This is a genomic window from Streptomyces sp. CAU 1734, assembly GCF_039888735.1.
In the GTDB taxonomy this organism is placed as follows: domain Bacteria; phylum Actinomycetota; class Actinomycetes; order Streptomycetales; family Streptomycetaceae; genus Streptomyces.
Map to the genome: position 1 here is coordinate 251,138 of NZ_JBDQQP010000011.1, position 15,254 is coordinate 266,391.

12 protein-coding genes are annotated in these 15,254 nt (G+C 73.8%); 4 read left to right on the top strand and 8 right to left on the bottom strand.

Features of this window, described 5'->3' with window-relative positions; genetic code table 11:
- Positions 1-36: 36 nt before the first annotated feature.
- Positions 37-1,050, top strand: coding sequence for a CopD family protein (locus AAFN69_RS22475; RefSeq protein WP_347730456.1), 1,014 nt, complete (start codon positions 37-39; stop codon positions 1,048-1,050).
- 159 nt (positions 1,051-1,209) lie between these two features.
- Here the strand turns inward: AAFN69_RS22475 and AAFN69_RS22480 are convergent, their stop codons facing one another.
- From AAFN69_RS22480 to AAFN69_RS22510, 7 genes are all read right to left on the bottom strand, one after another.
- Positions 1,210-2,214 carry a hypothetical protein gene (locus tag AAFN69_RS22480; protein WP_347730457.1) on the bottom strand — a complete coding sequence of 335 codons (1,005 nt, stop codon included), beginning with the start codon at positions 2,212-2,214 and terminating at the stop codon, positions 1,210-1,212.
- Between the two features lie 219 nt (positions 2,215-2,433).
- On the bottom strand, positions 2,434-4,488 hold the full coding sequence (locus AAFN69_RS22485) for a PhoX family protein (RefSeq protein WP_347730458.1): 2,055 nt from the start codon (positions 4,486-4,488) through the stop codon (positions 2,434-2,436).
- A 318-nt stretch (positions 4,489-4,806) separates the two neighbouring features.
- Complete coding sequence (locus tag AAFN69_RS22490; RefSeq protein ID WP_347730459.1) at positions 4,807-6,234, bottom strand: GntP family permease; 1,428 nt, start codon at positions 6,232-6,234, stop codon at positions 4,807-4,809.
- A gap of 121 nt (positions 6,235-6,355) precedes the next feature.
- The gene (locus AAFN69_RS22495; protein WP_347730460.1) at positions 6,356-7,483 is read right to left on the bottom strand and encodes a glycerate kinase; all 1,128 of its coding nucleotides are present in this window, start codon (positions 7,481-7,483) and stop codon (positions 6,356-6,358) included.
- A 164-nt stretch (positions 7,484-7,647) separates the two neighbouring features.
- On the bottom strand, positions 7,648-8,718 hold the full coding sequence (locus AAFN69_RS22500) for a sugar diacid recognition domain-containing protein (RefSeq protein ID WP_347730461.1): 1,071 nt from the start codon (positions 8,716-8,718) through the stop codon (positions 7,648-7,650).
- Positions 8,681-9,241 carry a hypothetical protein gene (locus tag AAFN69_RS22505; protein ID WP_347730462.1) on the bottom strand — a complete coding sequence of 187 codons (561 nt, stop codon included), beginning with the start codon at positions 9,239-9,241 and terminating at the stop codon, positions 8,681-8,683. Before AAFN69_RS22505 ends, AAFN69_RS22500 begins: the two co-directional genes overlap by 38 nt.
- Positions 9,242-9,254: 13 nt before the next feature.
- Entirely contained in the window at positions 9,255-10,823 is a 1,569-nt protein-coding gene (locus AAFN69_RS22510; RefSeq protein WP_347730463.1) for an NAD(P)/FAD-dependent oxidoreductase, read from the bottom strand.
- A gap of 84 nt (positions 10,824-10,907) precedes the next feature.
- Between AAFN69_RS22510 and AAFN69_RS22515 the strand changes: the two genes are divergently transcribed.
- The gene (locus AAFN69_RS22515) at positions 10,908-12,149 is read left to right on the top strand and encodes a saccharopine dehydrogenase NADP-binding domain-containing protein (RefSeq protein WP_347730464.1); all 1,242 of its coding nucleotides are present in this window, start codon (positions 10,908-10,910) and stop codon (positions 12,147-12,149) included.
- Positions 12,149-12,994, top strand: coding sequence for an alpha/beta fold hydrolase (locus AAFN69_RS22520; RefSeq protein ID WP_347730465.1), 846 nt, complete (start codon positions 12,149-12,151; stop codon positions 12,992-12,994). The genes AAFN69_RS22515 and AAFN69_RS22520 overlap by 1 nt, the downstream gene beginning before the upstream one ends.
- A gap of 126 nt (positions 12,995-13,120) precedes the next feature.
- Here AAFN69_RS22520 and AAFN69_RS22525 read toward each other — a convergent pair whose 3' ends face one another.
- Positions 13,121-14,170, bottom strand: coding sequence for an alpha/beta hydrolase (locus AAFN69_RS22525; protein ID WP_347730466.1), 1,050 nt, complete (start codon positions 14,168-14,170; stop codon positions 13,121-13,123).
- A 178-nt stretch (positions 14,171-14,348) separates the two neighbouring features.
- Here AAFN69_RS22525 and AAFN69_RS22530 point away from each other — a divergent pair, with 178 nt between their 5' ends.
- Positions 14,349-15,239, top strand: a complete 891-nt coding sequence (locus AAFN69_RS22530; RefSeq protein WP_347730467.1) for a PaaX family transcriptional regulator C-terminal domain-containing protein — start codon at positions 14,349-14,351, stop codon at positions 15,237-15,239.
- Positions 15,240-15,254: the final 15 nt, after the last annotated feature.

A 15,254-nucleotide genomic window follows, 5' to 3' on the forward strand; every position in this document is an offset into this window, starting at 1 on the left:
CCCCGCGCCCGGGACATCCGGACCATCTCACCCGCCATGACCGCGACCCCCGGTGACGACCGCGCCCCCGCGGATCCCGCGCCCCGCGGCCGGGCCGCCCGCCGCAGGGCGCGCCGCAGCGCCGAGCGCCCCGCCGTGCGGCGGAACGCCGCGCTGGCGCTCGCCGCCGCCCTCGGGGTGCTGTGCATCGCCCTTTTCGGCGGTGAGCCGGCCGCCTCGGGCACCGGTGAGCTGAGAGTCCCCGCCGCGGGCACCACCACACTCCTGCGCACCGCGCTCTTCCTCGCCCTCTCCGTCCACCTCGGCGAACTCGCCCTCGCCCGCCTCGCGGGCCCCGGTCCGCGCCCCCGGCGGTGGTCGCGCGACGCCGCCCTGGCCGGAGCCGCCGCCTCGGCCGCGCAGATCGCCGTACTCGCCGAGGTCAGCGACATCGACCTGGCCACCGCGTACGGAACCCGCGACGGCCGGCTGCTGCTGATCATGATGAACGGCTTTCTGGCCGCCGCAGGCTGTGCCGCGCTGCGCCGGCCCGGGCTCGCGCTCGTCCCGCTGACCGTGGTGATCGGGGCGGAGTCGCTGCGCGCCCACCCGGAGCAGTACACCCCGTGGATCGGCGCCGCGCTCACCTTCCTCCATCTGCCCGCCGCCGCGCTGTGGACCGGCGGACTGCTCTGCGCCCTGCGGCTGATGTGGCTGCGCCGCGCCGACCGGGGCGCCGCCGCGGCCGTACTCGGCGGATACGCCCGGCTCGCCGTCTGGCCCCTGGTGGTGCTCGCGGTCACCGGCACCCTCTCCACCCTCCGTAAACTGCCCTCGGACGTCGTCCTCGACTCGGCCTACGGCCGGGTGCTCGCCGCCAAGCTGATCCTGGTCGCGGTGGTGTGCGCGCTGGCGCTGGCCGCACGGCGGCGCCTGCTGCGCGGCCGGACCGGTGCCGCCGGCGTGGCGCGGGTGGAACTCGCCGTACTCGCCCTGGTCATGGCGGTCTCGGCGATCCTCACCGTGGTCCCGGACCCGCACTGGATCAGCGGCCGGCTCGGCATCCGCTGAGCCGCCCGGACCCCGGCCGGCCCGCGCCGGGACACAGGCGGGGACGGCGGCTCGACGACCTTCGGGCTCCTCAACGGCGCGCCGGCCGACGGTGACCGCCGCGCGGTGCCGGCGCCCGTGCTCTCCCGTCGGGAAGGAGCCGGGCGCCGGCTCTCGGGGTCAGCTCCCCGGCTTGGGACAGAGCTTCCTCAGGGGCAGCAGCGAGCCGCCCTGGTCCTCGTCGTCGGTGCCCACGACGGCCGTACCGCTGCCCCGGCGGCAGGCGACGGCCTCGATCTTGCGGTTGTCGACACTCTTGTCGAAGGAGGCCAGCGCGGTGAGCCGGTCCCGGGTCCTGAGCTCCAGACCGATCCGGCCCGACGCGTTCGACGTCACCTTCCCGGCGACATAGACGGCCGAGGCGAACGGCCCGGAGTTGACGTTCGGGTCCGACGCGGCGGTCAGCAGCAGCGTTCCGTCGGCGTGCACCTTGATGTCACTGGCGTGGCGCACCTCCTGGCCGTCCACCGGCAGCGGATCCGGGACGAGGAAGTCCACCGGCCCGGTCGCCGGCCCGAACACCCCGCTGTCCGGGTCGTACGCCGCGGCCCGCACCTTGGCGGGCACGCCGTCGCTCGAACCGCGGGTCGCCCAGACGGCGATGGTCCGGCCGTGCCGGCGGGTGAGCGCGAAGCTCTCGTAGTTGTCACCGGCCGCGAGACCGGGCACGGGGGAGCTGCCCTTCACCCTGGCCGCGTCCCGGTCGAGGGTGAAGTGGAAGGCGGTGCCGCCGCTGGTGAGCGCGACGTAGTGGCCGGGCCGGCCGGGCACCGAGTCGACCGCCTCCAGGTCCCTGGGCTCGGCCGAGCCGAGCCAGGGCAGTTCCCGTACGACCGGTGCGCTGTCGCCGTAGTCGTACCGCACGGTGGCCACCCGGGGCTCGCCGGGGTTCTTGCTGTCCCGCACCATCACGAGGTCGACCGGGTCGTCCGAATCCGCGCCGTTCTCGATCACCGCGAGCCCGCTGACCCCTCCGGTCATCCCGGTGCCGACGCGCTGCCACTCCCGGGCGTCGGAGCGGTCGGGCCGGTCGGGCGGAGAGGCGGAGGCGTACGCGACGGTGGTGACGGTGGCGGCGACGCTCAGAAGAGCGACGGCGGGGGCGGTCCATCTGCGACTCATCATGGGGGGAAGCTAACGCAAGATCCGGAACGTTCGACACCGGGTCCCCTGTTCGGCCAAATACCGCTGTTCAGAAGGGATTTGACGGGTGAAAGTGCCCTCGAACAACATCAACTCCTGTCACACGGGCCCCAGATGTGCGCCGATTCCCGAGCGGGTGCCGCCCGGCCCCGCCCGCCCCCGGCGACTTCCCGGGGGCGGGCGGCTCCGCCGGAAGCGGGGTCAGACGCCGATGTCCCGGCCGTCCCGTCTCCAGACCGAGACCACGGCCGGGCGCACCAGCTCACCCGGGCCGTCCGGCCAGGTGCTCCCCGGGTTCTCCACGGTCGCGAAATCGGTCTCCCCGGGGTGCTGGACGGCGACCAGTACGCGCCGGTCCTGGATCACCGGCCCGCAGGTCTCCGCGCCGAGCGGGACGGTGAGGAACTGCTTCAGCTCGCCGCGCCGCTCGCCCTGGGTCGCCACGCCGAAGAGCCCGTCGTTCGACCCGAGCTTGTTGCCGTCGGTGGAGATCCACATGTTCCCGTGGCAGTCGAAGGTCACATTGTCGGGGCAGGAGATCGGGCTGACCCTCTCCTTGGGGAATCCGGCGAAGTAGGTGGCGGGGTCGGCCGGGTCGCCCGCGACCAGGAAGAGCCGCCAGGCGAAGCGGTCGCTCGCCGGGTCGTTCCGTCGCTCGGCGAGTTCGAGGATCTGGCCGTGCTTGTTGAGGGTGCGCGGGTTGGCCTCGTCGGCGCCCGGCTTGCCGGGCTTGCCCCGGTCGGTGTTGTTGGTGAGCGCGACATAGACCCGGCCGGTGCGCGGCGAGGGCTCGACATCCTCGGGCCGGTCCATCTTGGTCGCCCCGACCTTGTCGGCCGCGAGCCGGGTGAAGACGTAGACCTCCTCGGCGGTCATCCCCGGCACATGCGAGACATCGCCGGTGGCCAGCGGAATCCAGGAGCCGGAGCCGTCGAACTCGCCGTCCGAGGGATGCGCGCCGCTGCCGTCGATCTCCTGCGGACTGTCACCCGTCAGCTTCGCCACATAGAGCGTGCCCTCGTCCAGCAGGGTGAGATTGTGCTCGCGGGCCGCGCGCGAGGACCCCTTCCGCATCCGCCGGGAGGAGACGAACTTGTAGAAGTACTCGAACCGCTCGTCGTCCCCCATGTAGACGACGGGCCGGCCGTCGGCGGTGAGCCGGGGCTGGGCGCCCTCGTGCTTGAAGCGGCCGAGCGCGGTCCGCTTGCGCGGGGTGGAGCCGGGGTCGTACGGGTCCAGCTCCACCACCCAGCCGAAGCGGTGCGGCTCGTTCGGCTCCCGCGCCGTGTCGAAGCGCGGGTCGAACCGCTCCCACTTGCGCTCGGTCGCCGCGGTGGCCAGACCGTACCGCCGGTCGGTGTCGCGGGTGGAGTTGGCGAAGTAGTTGTTGATGTTCTCCTCGCCGTGGAGCGTGGTGCCCCACGGGGTGGTGCCGCCCGCGCAGTTGTTGAAGGTGCCGAGCGCCCGGGTGCCGGAGGGGTCGGCCGAGGTCCGCAGCAGCGGGCCGCCCGCCGCCGGGCCGGTCATCCGGAACGGAGTGGTGGCGGTGATCCGCCGGTTGAGCCGGTGCCGGGGCACCGGGGTCAGCCGGCCCGAACCCCGCTCCTCCTGCACCACGACCACGGAGAGCCCGTGCCCGGCCCAGCCGATCTTGACCTGCTCGCGGGTCGGGTTCTCGGGATCGTACGCCCGGAACATCAGCCACTCACTGGTGTATTCGTGGTTCGCCACCATGATCTGGCGGCCCCGTTCGCCGGGGAGCGGGAGCAGGGAGAGGAAGTCGTTGTTGTAGCCGAACTGCCCGGCCTGCGCCGCCGCGGTCTGGTTCTCCGCGTCGAAGGCGGGCGCGCCCCGCAGGATCGGGTCGCCCCAGCGGATCACGACGGCCTGGTCGTGGCCGGCCGGGATGGTGACCGTGTCGTGCTCATTGGGCGGTACGGGGGCGAAGCGCAGACCGCGGGCGCCATCGGCGCGCCCGCGACCGCTCGGCGGTGCCGCCGGGGCGGCCTGGGCCGGGGCGGCGCCGGGCCCGGTGACCAGGGCCGTACCGGCCGCCGCGGCGACCGTCACCACGGCCGCCGCGCGGACCATGGAGCGGCGGGAGAGGGCGCCTGCGATGATGTCACCGGCGTACTCGTTCTCACTGGTGTTGGGCACTTCCCCGAAACAGGCGTCGCCGCAGCGGTAGCGGCAGGTGAGCGCGGAGCGCCCGCCCGCGTGTGGCGTGGTGTTCAAGAGCGGCAGCGGTGTGCGCACTTCATCCTCCTACGGCGCGCTGGGCGCCGACAGACGGTCGGAGTCTCTCCGGACTGAACAGACAACAACGGCGGTGCTCGCGGAACTTCTGAAGCGGCGGGGCGCCGGCCGGGGGCGCTGCGCACCCGGCCGGCGGTACGCGTATACACCCCCGCGCCCCCGCCCCCGCGCGCCCGGAAAAGCACACCGCGGGGAGTCGTGCCCTCGGCGGACTCCCCGCGGTGGTGGTGCCGGACCCGCCCGGATCGGCGTTACGGGCGGGCGGCACGGGACCGGGGTCCGGCGGCGGTACGTGCCCCGCCGCCGGACCCCGGCGGCTCAGAGCAGGAACACCCCGAGGACCAGGACCGCGGCGAGGGAGGTGAATCCCTGGACGAGGGTGGCCGCGGTGTGCGCCCGGTAGGCGGTCTTGACGGTCATGCCGGAGAACTGCGAGACCACCCAGAAGTAGGAGTCGTTGACATGGCTGACCACCATCGCGCCGGCCCCGATGGCCAGGACCGCCAGCACCTGCCCGATCGGGATCCCGCCGAGCATCCCGTCCAGCCCCAGGGCCGGCAGCAGCGGCTGGGCCAGGGTGGAGGTGATGATCAGCGCGGCGGTGGTGCTGCCCTGCGCGGTCTTCAGCAGTGCGGCGAGACCGAAGAGGACCAGCAGCGCGGTGAGTCCGCTGACCGACGATCCGTCCCCGATGAGGGAGGCGATGTAGTCGGCGATCGGGGTCGACTTGATCACCGCGCCGAAGGCGCCGCCCGCACCGGTGATGACCAGGATCGGGGCGGCGTCCACCAGGCCCTCCGCCACCCAGGTGGTGAGCGCCTTGGCGTCCCGCTTCGCCGGGAGCAGCGCGAGCGCCAGGATCACACCGATCAGCAGGGCGTTGACGGGGGAGCCGATGTCGCTCAGGAAGCTGCCGAAGGCGCCGTCCACCAGGGTGCCGTCACCGGAGGGGAAGGAGGCGACCGAACCCGTGGCCATGAGGAGGATGGGCAGCAGGATCGGGGTGAGCGCCCGGCTCAGGCTGGGCAGGTGGTCGAACTGCTCCTTGTACTCCTCGAACGTCTGGTGCGCGTCGGGCAGCTTGCTCTCCAGATTCCCGGTGCGGCGCAGCGCCCAGACCAGACCGGCGAGCGCGGCGACCAGCGAGACCGGGATGGAGAAGAGGATGACCCAGACCAGACCGTCGGAGCCGATGCCCAGATTGCCCGCCGCCGCGATCGGACCGGGGGTCGGCGGCACGAAGGTGTGCGAGGCGTACAGACCGGTGGCCAGCGCGGTGCCCAGGACGACCGGGTTCTTGCCGGTCTTGCGGGCTATCGAGCGCTGGAGGGGGGAGAGCACCACATAGCCGGAGTCGCAGAACACCGGGATGGAGACGACCCAGCCGATCAGCGACATGGCGAGGGCCGGATGGCGCTTGCCCACGACCTTCAGCACCGCCTCGGCCAGCGTCACCGCGGCCCCGGTGCGCTCCAGCACCTTGCCGATGATCGTGCCGAAGAGGATGACCAGGCCGATGCTGGCCAGAATGCCGCCGAAGCCCTCGGCTATCACCGTACCGAGCTTGTCGACAAAGGGCTTCTCCGCACCCGACGCGGCACCGATGCCCATCGCCGTCAGGCCGAAGCCATAGGTGGCGATGACGATGGCGAGGAAGGGGTGGAGCTTGAACCGGCCGCAGAGCAGGATGATCAGGGCGATGCTCACCGCCAGCGCGGCGAGCAGGAATGGTCCGGTGGTGCTCATGGGACTCCTTGCGGGCGAAGCGTGTTGCAGAGCGACACATGGGGACAGAGGTGCGTGGGGGAGTCTGTGAGGCCGGCGGGCGGGCGGCCGGAGCCGGCCGGGTGGCCGGCGGGTGAGCCGGTCAGGCGAAGCGCAGGCGTACGGCCTGCTCGGCGGCGGCCGACAGCAGCTCGTCCGCGGACTTGGTCATGATGTCCAGCGTTCGCGGACCGTCCGCGATGCTGAAGGCGGCGGTCAGGCCCAGGGCGTGCAGACCGTCGAAGGGATGGACGATCTCCCCGGCCAGCGCGACCGCCGGGGTGCCGTTCCGCCCGGCGAGCCGGGCCACCAGGGAGATGACCTTGCCGGCCGCGCTCTGCTGATCCAGCCGGCCCTCACCGGTGATCACCAGATCGGCGCCGTCCAGCGCCGCCGCCAGTCCGACCGTCTCGGCGACCAGTTCGCACCCCGGTACCGGCTCGGCACCCAGCACGGCGACCATCCCGCCACAGGTGCCCCCGGCGGCCCCGGCCCCCGGCAGATCGTGCACCCGCACCCCGTAGGTGTCGGCCAGCACATCGGCGAAGCGGACGAGCGCCCGGTCCAGCTCCCGCACCTCTTCGGGCCCCGCGCCCTTCTGCGGCCCGAACACCGCCGCCGCGCCCTCCGGCCCGACCAGCGGGTTGGTCACATCACAGGCGATACGGAACCGGGTGCGGCGCACCGCCTCCGGCACCCCGGAGGTGTCGATCCGGGCGAGGCGGGCGAGGGCCGCGCCTCCGGGCGGCAGTTCGGCCCCGCCGGCGTCCTCGAAGCGGACTCCGAGCGCCCGCATCAGCCCCGTACCGCCGTCGGTGCTCGCGCTGCCGCCGATGCAGACCAGCACCTCGCGCGCGCCCCGGGAGATCGCGTCGCGGATCAGTTCACCGGTGCCCGCGGTCCCGGCGCGCAGCGGATCGCGTTCCTCCGGCGCCAGCAGCGGCAGCCCCGAGGCCGAGGCGAGTTCCACCACCGCGGACCTGGCCTGGGCGCCGAGCACATACCGGGCCCTCACCGGCCGCCCCAGCGGGTCGGCGGCGGTCAGCCCGACCTCGCGTCCGCCGGTCGCGCCGAGAATGCAGTCCAGGGTGCCCTCGCCGCCGTCGGCCATCGGCACCAGGACCACTTCGGCGCCGGGCAGTGCCCGCCGTACGCCCGCCTCGATGGCGGCACAGGCGGCGTCCGCGCCGAGGCTCCCCTTGAAGGAGTCGGGAGCGATGACTATGCGCACGAAACCGGTCCCTTCCGGATGAATCAGCACATCCGGTGTTCCGGTGAGCCGTGCCGGAACTCTAGGGACTGGAACCCGCCAACCGTATTGGCCCGGATGACGAACTTTTCCCCCGCTGGCCCACCCCGTCTTGTGCACGGTGCACAAGACCGGAGCGGGCCGGACTACCGGTCGAGCTCGGTGAGATGGAGCGCGACCTGGAGGACGACGGCGTCCTGGAAGGAGCGCGGATCGCGGCTGGTGAGCTCCTCGATCCGGCCCAGCCGGTAGGCGAGGGTGTTGCGGTGCACATTCAGCACCCGGGCCGCGTCGGTGACACTGCGGTCCCGGGCGAAGTAGACCCGCAGGGTGTGCCGCAGCTCGGCGGAGAGCGGCCCCAGCACCCGCTCGGCCGCGCCCGCCCTGGTCGCCGCGTCGAGCCGGGCGAGCAGTACTGGCAGCTCCAGATCGGCCAGCCGCACCTCTCCGACCAGCCTTCTCCGTACGGCCAGCCGTGCCTGCCCCGTCCGCTCCACCAGTGCGGCGAACTCCTCCGCGCTCCCCGCGTCCAGGACCCCCATCTCCGGCCGGCTCCCGCACAACGCCGACAGCCTGCGCCGCAGCGGGGCGGCGGCGGCCCGGCCCGCCACCACCCACACCACCCCCTCGGCGTCGGCGGAGGCCAGTACGGCGCTCTCGTCCGCCTCCAGCCACCGGTAGAGATCGCGCGGATCCGCGGTCGGGCCGGCCGGCTCGCCGCGGAGCGCGAAGAGGGTGTACGGGGGTTCCACCCGGCACCCCGCGAGCTGCTGCCGCTGGCGCCAGCTCTGCGGGGTCAGCCGGGCGGCGATGAGATCCTCGACGATCTGCCGGCGCACCCGGTGCCGCCAGCCCGCCTCACCGAGAAACGCCTGCTGCATCACCATGACCTCGGCCAGGTGCGCGATGGCCCGGGCGATCTCGCCGACGTCCCGGGGCTCGCCGCTGACCCCGACGACGCCGACGATCTCGCTGTCCAGCCGGAGCGGAAGATTGACCCCGGCCCGGGTGCCGTTGAGCAGCCGGGCCTCCTCGCCCGTCACCGAGAACGGCCGCCCCGACTCCAGCACCCGCAGGGCGCCCTCGTGGAGACTCCCCACCCGGGCGTGATCACCGCTGGCGATGATCAGCCCTCGCTCGTCCATGATGTTCACATTGACGCCGAGCCGGCCGACGATGTCATCGACAATGGCCTGGGCGGTGGTGCCGGCAATCATCGGCCCAACATACCCGTACGTCCGTGACCTGCGGCGGAACAGAAGCGTCCGGGACGGTGGGGCTGTTGTGGCGGGCGGTGCCCGCCGGGCCCTCCGCCCGGAGCGCCCGGAACAGCACACCGAGCGAGGCGGCCCCGCCCACTCCGCCCAGCACGGAGAGCCAGAACCAGAAGCCGACCCGGTCCGCCGGGACCGGCAGCAGGACGATCAGCACGGCGGGATGGAGGAACAGCATCCGGCACAGCCGCCGCTCCGCCGCCGCCCGCCGGCGGAGTCCGGACGGGCGGGCCGGCGGCATGAGCCCGTCCCTGAGGGTCAGCCGCCAGGTGTGCACGGTGGCGGCGATCACCGACAGCAGGGTGACGAGCCCCAGCAGCTGCACCCCCTCGGGCATCTCCTCCGGGCCGGGGGCGAGGGCCGCGAGACCGGCGGCCGAGAGCAGCAGCGAGCTCAGCGCCTCGGCCGCGAGCAGCCGGGTGGCCGGGGTGTGCCGGGGGCGTCCGGCCGGCGGGTGTCCTGTCACGTCCGGCCCCGCGTCAGGCGGTGGTGCGGGCCGCCGGCCGCCCGGGCGCGCGGCCGGGCGGGGCGCCCGGCGCGGGGCTCAGGACATACCGCTCCGGATCGAAGCTCCGGGTGCGGCGCCGGTAACGCCAGGTCGGTTCGGGCCAGATGGTGGTCACCCGCCCCTGCCGGTCGCGGTACCAGCCCGCGCAGCCGCCGGTGGCCCACACCGTGTCGCGCATGCGCCGCTGGAGCTCGGCGTTGTACGAGGACTGCGCGCCGGCCCGCACCTCCACGGCGCCGATGCCGCGCTCGTCCATCATCCGCAGACAGCTGAGCACATAGCGGATCTGCGACTCGATCATGTAGATCAGGCTGGTGTGCCCGACTCCCGTGTTCGGGCCCGCCATCAGGAAGAGATTGGGGAATCCGGCGACGGTGGTGCCGAGATGGGCCTGCGGGCTGCCCTGCCAGACCTCGTCCAGGGTCCGTCCGCCGGCGCCGGTCACCCGCCGGGCGTACGCGGCGTCGGTGACCCGGAATCCGGTGCCGAGGATCAGTACGTCCACGGGGTGTGACGCGGTGTTCCCCCCGGTGCCGCCGGTGCGCACCGCGTCCGGCGCGATCTCCGTGATCGGGTCGGTGACCACCTCGACATTGGGGCTGCTCAGGGCCGGATAGTAGTCGTCCGACATCAGTACCCGCTTGCAGCCCAGCGCGTAGTCGGGGGTCAGCGCGGCCCGCAGGGCCGGGTCGCCGATCTGCCGGTGCAGATGGGCCAGCGCCTGCCGGCGGCCGAGGGCGGCCAGGGTGCGGTTGCCGAGCAGCGCGGGCAGTCCCGCCTCCCGGACCAGATACTCCCGGGCGCGCGCCGCCCGCTGGGCCACCGGCAGGTGCCGGAAGAGGGCGCGCTGCCAGCCGGGGACCGGCCGGTCGTTTCGCGGCATGATCCAGGAGGGGGTGCGCTGGAAGACGGTCACCCGCCGTGCCGCGCGCTGGAGACGGGGGATGAACTGCACGGCGCTGGCGCCGGTCCCGATCACCCCGACGTGCTGGTCGCCCAGATCGAGGCCGTGCCGCCAGCGTGCCGAGTGGAAGAGCTCGCCGGTGAAGCCGTCCAGGCCGGGAATGGCCGGCACGGCCGGTTCCGAGAGCGGGCCCTGGGCCATCACCAGTACGCCGGCGGTCAGCGGGCCCCGGCTGGTCCGCAGCTCCCAGCGCTGCCGCTCGGCATCCCAGCGGGCCGCGCGCAGTTCGCAGCCGAGCCGCAGACGGGGTCCCAGGCCGTGGCTGTCGGCGCACTGCCGCAGATACCGCCGTATCTCCTCCTGGGGCGCGTAGCGCCGGCTCCACTCCGGGTTGGGGGCGAAGGAGAAGGAGTACAGCCGGGACGGTACGTCGCAGGCGCAGCCCGGATAGGTGTTGTCCCGCCAGGCGCCGCCCGGCTCCTCCTCGCGTTCGAGGATCAGCAGATCCCGGTGCCCCTCCGCCATCAGCCGGATCGCCGTGCCGATGCCGGCGAACCCCGCGCCGACGATGACGACCCGGACATGACGGGCCGGCGGCGAACCGGGAGATGGGTGCGTGTGCTGTCCGTCGGGCATGTGCCCCTCCATTCATGCATTGCTCGTTCTCAAAACGATCGTATAGCATTCGAGCGTAATGAAAACGATAGAAGGAGTGAGTCGATGAGGATCCTGGCACTCGGCGGACCCGGTGCGATGGGGGCGGTCGCGGTACGCGTGGCCGCCGGGATACCCGGCGTGACCGAGATCGTGGTGGCCGACCGCCGGCCGGAGGCGGCACGGGAACTGGTGCACCGTCTCGCCGGCTCCGGAGTGCCGATGCGCCCGCTGCGGGTCGACGTGACCGACGCCGCCGCACTGCGGGCGGCGCTGGAGGACGCCGACGCGGTGCTCAACACCGTGGGCCCGTACTACCGGTTCGGCATGACCGTGCTGCGGGCGGCCATCGCCGCCGGCACCCACTATCTGGACATCTGCGACGACTGGGAGCCGACCCGGCGGATGCTCGGCCTGGACCGGGAGGCGCGGGCCGCCGGGGTCTGCGCCGTGGTCGGCATGGGCGCCAGCCCCGGTGTCAGCAATCTGCTGGCCGCCCGCGCGGCCGGCCGGCTCGACCACCTCCAGGACCTCTACACCGCCTGGCCCGTCGATGTCTCGTCCGACAGGAGCCGGGGGGACGAGCAGTTGGTCGACCCCGACGGCCGCCCCAGCGCCGCCGCCGTGCACTGGATGGAGCAGATCAGCGGAAAGGCCGCGGTGGTCAGCGAAGGACGGCTGGTGCACCGGCGGCCGCTGCTGCCGGTGACGCTCACCGTCGCCGAGGGCCGCTCCGGCACGGCGTACACCGTCGGGCACCCGGAGCCGGTCACCCTCCACCGCAGCTTCCGGCCCGCCGGGGAATCCGCCAACCTCATGGTCGTCACCCCCGGCACGGCGGCCTATCTGGACGTGCTCCGCCGCGACATCGACGCGGGCCGGCTCACCAATGAGACCGCCGCCGCCGATCTCTCCAAGCCCTCGGTCTCCCGCGCGCTGCGGGCGGCCGTCGGCGCGATGAGCCTCAAGGGCCCGGGAACCCTCCCGCCGTTCTTCGCCGCCGCCACGGGGACGCTCGACGGCCGGCCGGTCACCGTCCTCGCCCGGCTCGCCGAGACCCCCGGCACCGCCGCGCTCACCGACGACATGGCCGAGGCGACCGGCATCCCGCTGGCGCTGGGGCTCGCCCAGCTCGTCGACGGCGCCGGCCTGCCGCCCGGCGTCCATCCGCCCGAGGCCGTCATCGACCCCGGCCGCTTCTTCCGCGACCTGGTGCGCCGGGTCCCGGGTCTCGGCGGGGACGGCGCCCGCCCGGACGGCGTGATCGTCGAGCTGACTCCCACCGGCCGTGCGCCGGGCAGGCCGTGATGGACTTCGCCGAGGTGGACGGATACCGCGTCCGCCACAGCGTCACCGGCCCCGCCGGCGGCCCGGTGGTGGTCCTGCTGCACGGGCTCGGCCGCAGCCTGGAGGACTGGGAGCCGCTGCGGGCCGAGCTCCCCGCCCACCGGGTGCTCGCGCTCGACCTCCCGGGCTTCGGCCGGTCGCAGCCCCTGCCCGACCTCCGGCTCCCGGCGCTGGCCGGTCATGTGGCGAGGACCCTGGACCGCCTCGGGGTCACCGAACCCGCCCATGTGGTGGGCAATTCGCTCGGCGGCGCCGTGGCGATGCGGCTGGCCGTCCACGCCCCCGCCCGGGTGGCCTCGCTCGCCCTCGCCAACAGCGCCGGATTCGGCCGCGAGGTCACCTGGGCCCTGCGGATCCTCGATCTGCCCCTGCTCTGGCGGTTTCTGCTCGTCCCCGGTGAGCGCGGCGCGCGCTCGGCGGAACGCTCCCTCCACCACGACCCGTCCTTCGCCACTCCGGAACGGATCGCCCTGGCCCTGGAACTCGCCCGCCGTCCGGGCGCGGCCGTGACCCTGCGCCGGGTGGCCCGCTCGCTCGGATCGGTCGGGGGCGTACGGGCCGGCTGGCGGCGGGAGCTGCTCACGGCGGTGCGGGCGCTCGGCATCCCCACCCTCGTCGTCTGGGGCTCCCACGACCGGATCCTGCCGGCCGCCCATCTCGCCAACGCGTCGGCCGCGCTGCCCGGCGCCCGTACCCGTCTGTTCCCCTGTACCGGCCACCTGCCGCAGATCGAGCGCGCCGGGGAGTTCGCCGCGCTGCTGGAGTCCTTCTGGTCCGGCCCGGGGGCGGGCCGGACCGGGCGGTGAGACACCGGGGCCGTGCGGATGGGCCCTGCTCATCCGCACGGCCCCGGCGGGCCGGCCGCCCGTGCTCGTCCGGCCGGGGTCGTGCTCATCCGGCCGGGGCCGAGTTCATCCGCCCGCCCGTGCTCGTCAGGCCGGGCGGGGGAGGTTGCGCAGAAACGTTTCCTGGTCGCGCAGGAAGCGGTCCGCGAAGACGGCGCGCGGAGCGAGGACGGCGGTGACGGTGAGCCGGAACTCCGACCGGGCGAGCGAGTCGTCGACCATGGTGTGATCGGCGTCCGGGTAGTGACGGACCGTGAGCCCGCCGCCGGCCTCCAGCCGCTCCCGGTACCCGGCCTCGGTGTCGGCGCTGTCCACATGGCGGTCATGGCCGCCGAGGGCCAGCAGTACGGGCACCCCGCGCAGCGCCGGCAGCGCGTCCATGGCGTCGGCCGTGTGGTTCCGGCCGATGAACCCCCAGCGGTCCTCGGTCATGCCGTCCGCACCGCCCATGGCCGCCAGGTACTCCCGGTGGGTCGCACCGCGCCGCAGCAGCGCCCGGACCCGGTCGCTCCGCGCGATCTCCTTCTCGGCCTCGGCGGCCGGGGCACCGCGGTCCTTCAGCTCGGCCAGCAGATGGAAGCGGCCCTGCCGGAGCCAGTTGATCGCCGGGGCGACGGCGATCACAAAGGCCACCTCCGTGCGCTCGGCGACCTTCGGCATGACCCAGCCGGCCTGGCTGGCACCCCACAGCCCGATGTGCCGGGCATCGATCTCCGGCCGGGAACGGGCCCAGCCGATGGCCGCCGCGACCTCGTCCGCCCGGTCGTCCATGGACTGCTCCAGCCAGTTCCCGGGCGCCCCGTTCACCCCGGGCTTGTCCCAGGACAGGGTCGCGTACCCGGCGCGCGCGTACGCCTCCCACAAGGGCTGGTACCCGTCCTCCCGGGTCGCGTCGACGGGGCCGTCGCCGTGGACCATCACCACCAGGGGATGACGTCCGCGTCCGCCCTCGGGGGTGGTCAGGACGGCGCGGAGGGTGTGCCCGCCGTGCGCGATGGTGATCCGCCGGGTCTCCATGTCGTACGAGTGCTGCCAGACCACCACGCCGCCGAGAACGGCGGCGATCAGGGTCACCACCGCGGCGGTCAGGGCGAGGACGCGCCGGCGGCCGTGCGGAAGGATGTTGCCGCGGCCCATGACGGCCACCTCCAGATGGGAAGGAAAGTGAAACGATCGTATCCGATACGATAGATTAAGAATCGTAAGCATGTGGGCGGATGACCGCCACCCCCGCCCCCGTCCGCGCGGATTCACCCTGATCCGCACCACTCCGTCCGCTCCGGCCCCGCGTCCCCCTCCGAAAGGCCCGCCACCCATGACCTCCGCGCACGACCTCCCGGCACCCGCCGTGCAGGTCCCCACCCGGATGCTCGTCGAGGCCCTGGTCCGTACCGACCACACGGTCGACACCGGCGAGCTCTACGCCGCCGCGCCCCTGCTCGGCATGACCGACCAGCAGGTGCGCCTCTGCGTCAAGCGGCTCATCACCGAGGGCCGGTTCACCCAGGAGGGCAGGGGCCGCAAGGCGCTGCTGAGGGCGACCGGCGCCACCGGGCAAGCCCTCGCACCCGACGTCGAGTTCGTCACCCACGCCTACCGGCAGGACGCCGGCCTCGCCCCCTGGGACGGCACCTGGCATCTGCTCGGCTTCGCCGTCCCCGAATCGGCCCGCACCGCCCGCGACGCCCTGCGCACCGCCGTCACCCGGCTGGGCGGCGCCCCCGTCCAGGGCGGTCTCTACGTCAGCCCGAACCCCTGGGAGCCCTACGCGGAGACCGAGGCCGCCCGGCTCGGCGTACTGGACCACGTCTCCTTCCTCACCACCACCGACCTGCGGCACGGCACCGAACGCGACCCGGCGGCCCTCGCCCGGCTCTGGTGGCCGCAGACGGAGATCGCCGAACGCCATCTGCGCCTGACCGCCGTGACCCGGCCCCGCCTCGCCCGGCTCCGCGCCCCCGAGCCCCTCTCCGCCGCCGAGCGGCTCACCATCGCGGTCGAACTCGCCGCCGAATTCACCCGCGCCATGGAACCCGACCCCCTGCTGCCCCCCGAACTACTTCCCCGCCCCTGGCCCGGCGCACGGGCCCGCGAGCTCTTCGCGGAGTGCTGGTCGCTCCTGGAGGAGAAGGGCGGGGAGGGCGCCGGTGTCCGCCTTTTCCGGCTGTACGCGGATGTCGCCCGCCATGCGGCCGGCGGCGCCTGACCCGGGGCCTTCTCC

Coding starts and splice junctions, on each gene's coding strand:
- AAFN69_RS22490 (WP_347730459.1), bottom strand. CDS start 6,234: ATGAGCACCACCGGACCATTCCTGCTCGCCGCGCTGGCGGTGAGCATC.
- AAFN69_RS22525 (WP_347730466.1), bottom strand. CDS start 14,170: ATGGGCCGCGGCAACATCCTTCCGCACGGCCGCCGGCGCGTCCTCGCC.
- AAFN69_RS22520 (WP_347730465.1), top strand. CDS start 12,149: ATGGACTTCGCCGAGGTGGACGGATACCGCGTCCGCCACAGCGTCACC.
- AAFN69_RS22500 (WP_347730461.1), bottom strand. CDS start 8,718: ATGATTGCCGGCACCACCGCCCAGGCCATTGTCGATGACATCGTCGGC.
- AAFN69_RS22530 (WP_347730467.1), top strand. CDS start 14,349: ATGACCTCCGCGCACGACCTCCCGGCACCCGCCGTGCAGGTCCCCACC.
- AAFN69_RS22480 (WP_347730457.1), bottom strand. CDS start 2,214: ATGATGAGTCGCAGATGGACCGCCCCCGCCGTCGCTCTTCTGAGCGTC.
- AAFN69_RS22515 (WP_347730464.1), top strand. CDS start 10,908: ATGAGGATCCTGGCACTCGGCGGACCCGGTGCGATGGGGGCGGTCGCG.
- AAFN69_RS22475 (WP_347730456.1), top strand. CDS start 37: ATGACCGCGACCCCCGGTGACGACCGCGCCCCCGCGGATCCCGCGCCC.
- AAFN69_RS22510 (WP_347730463.1), bottom strand. CDS start 10,823: ATGCCCGACGGACAGCACACGCACCCATCTCCCGGTTCGCCGCCGGCC.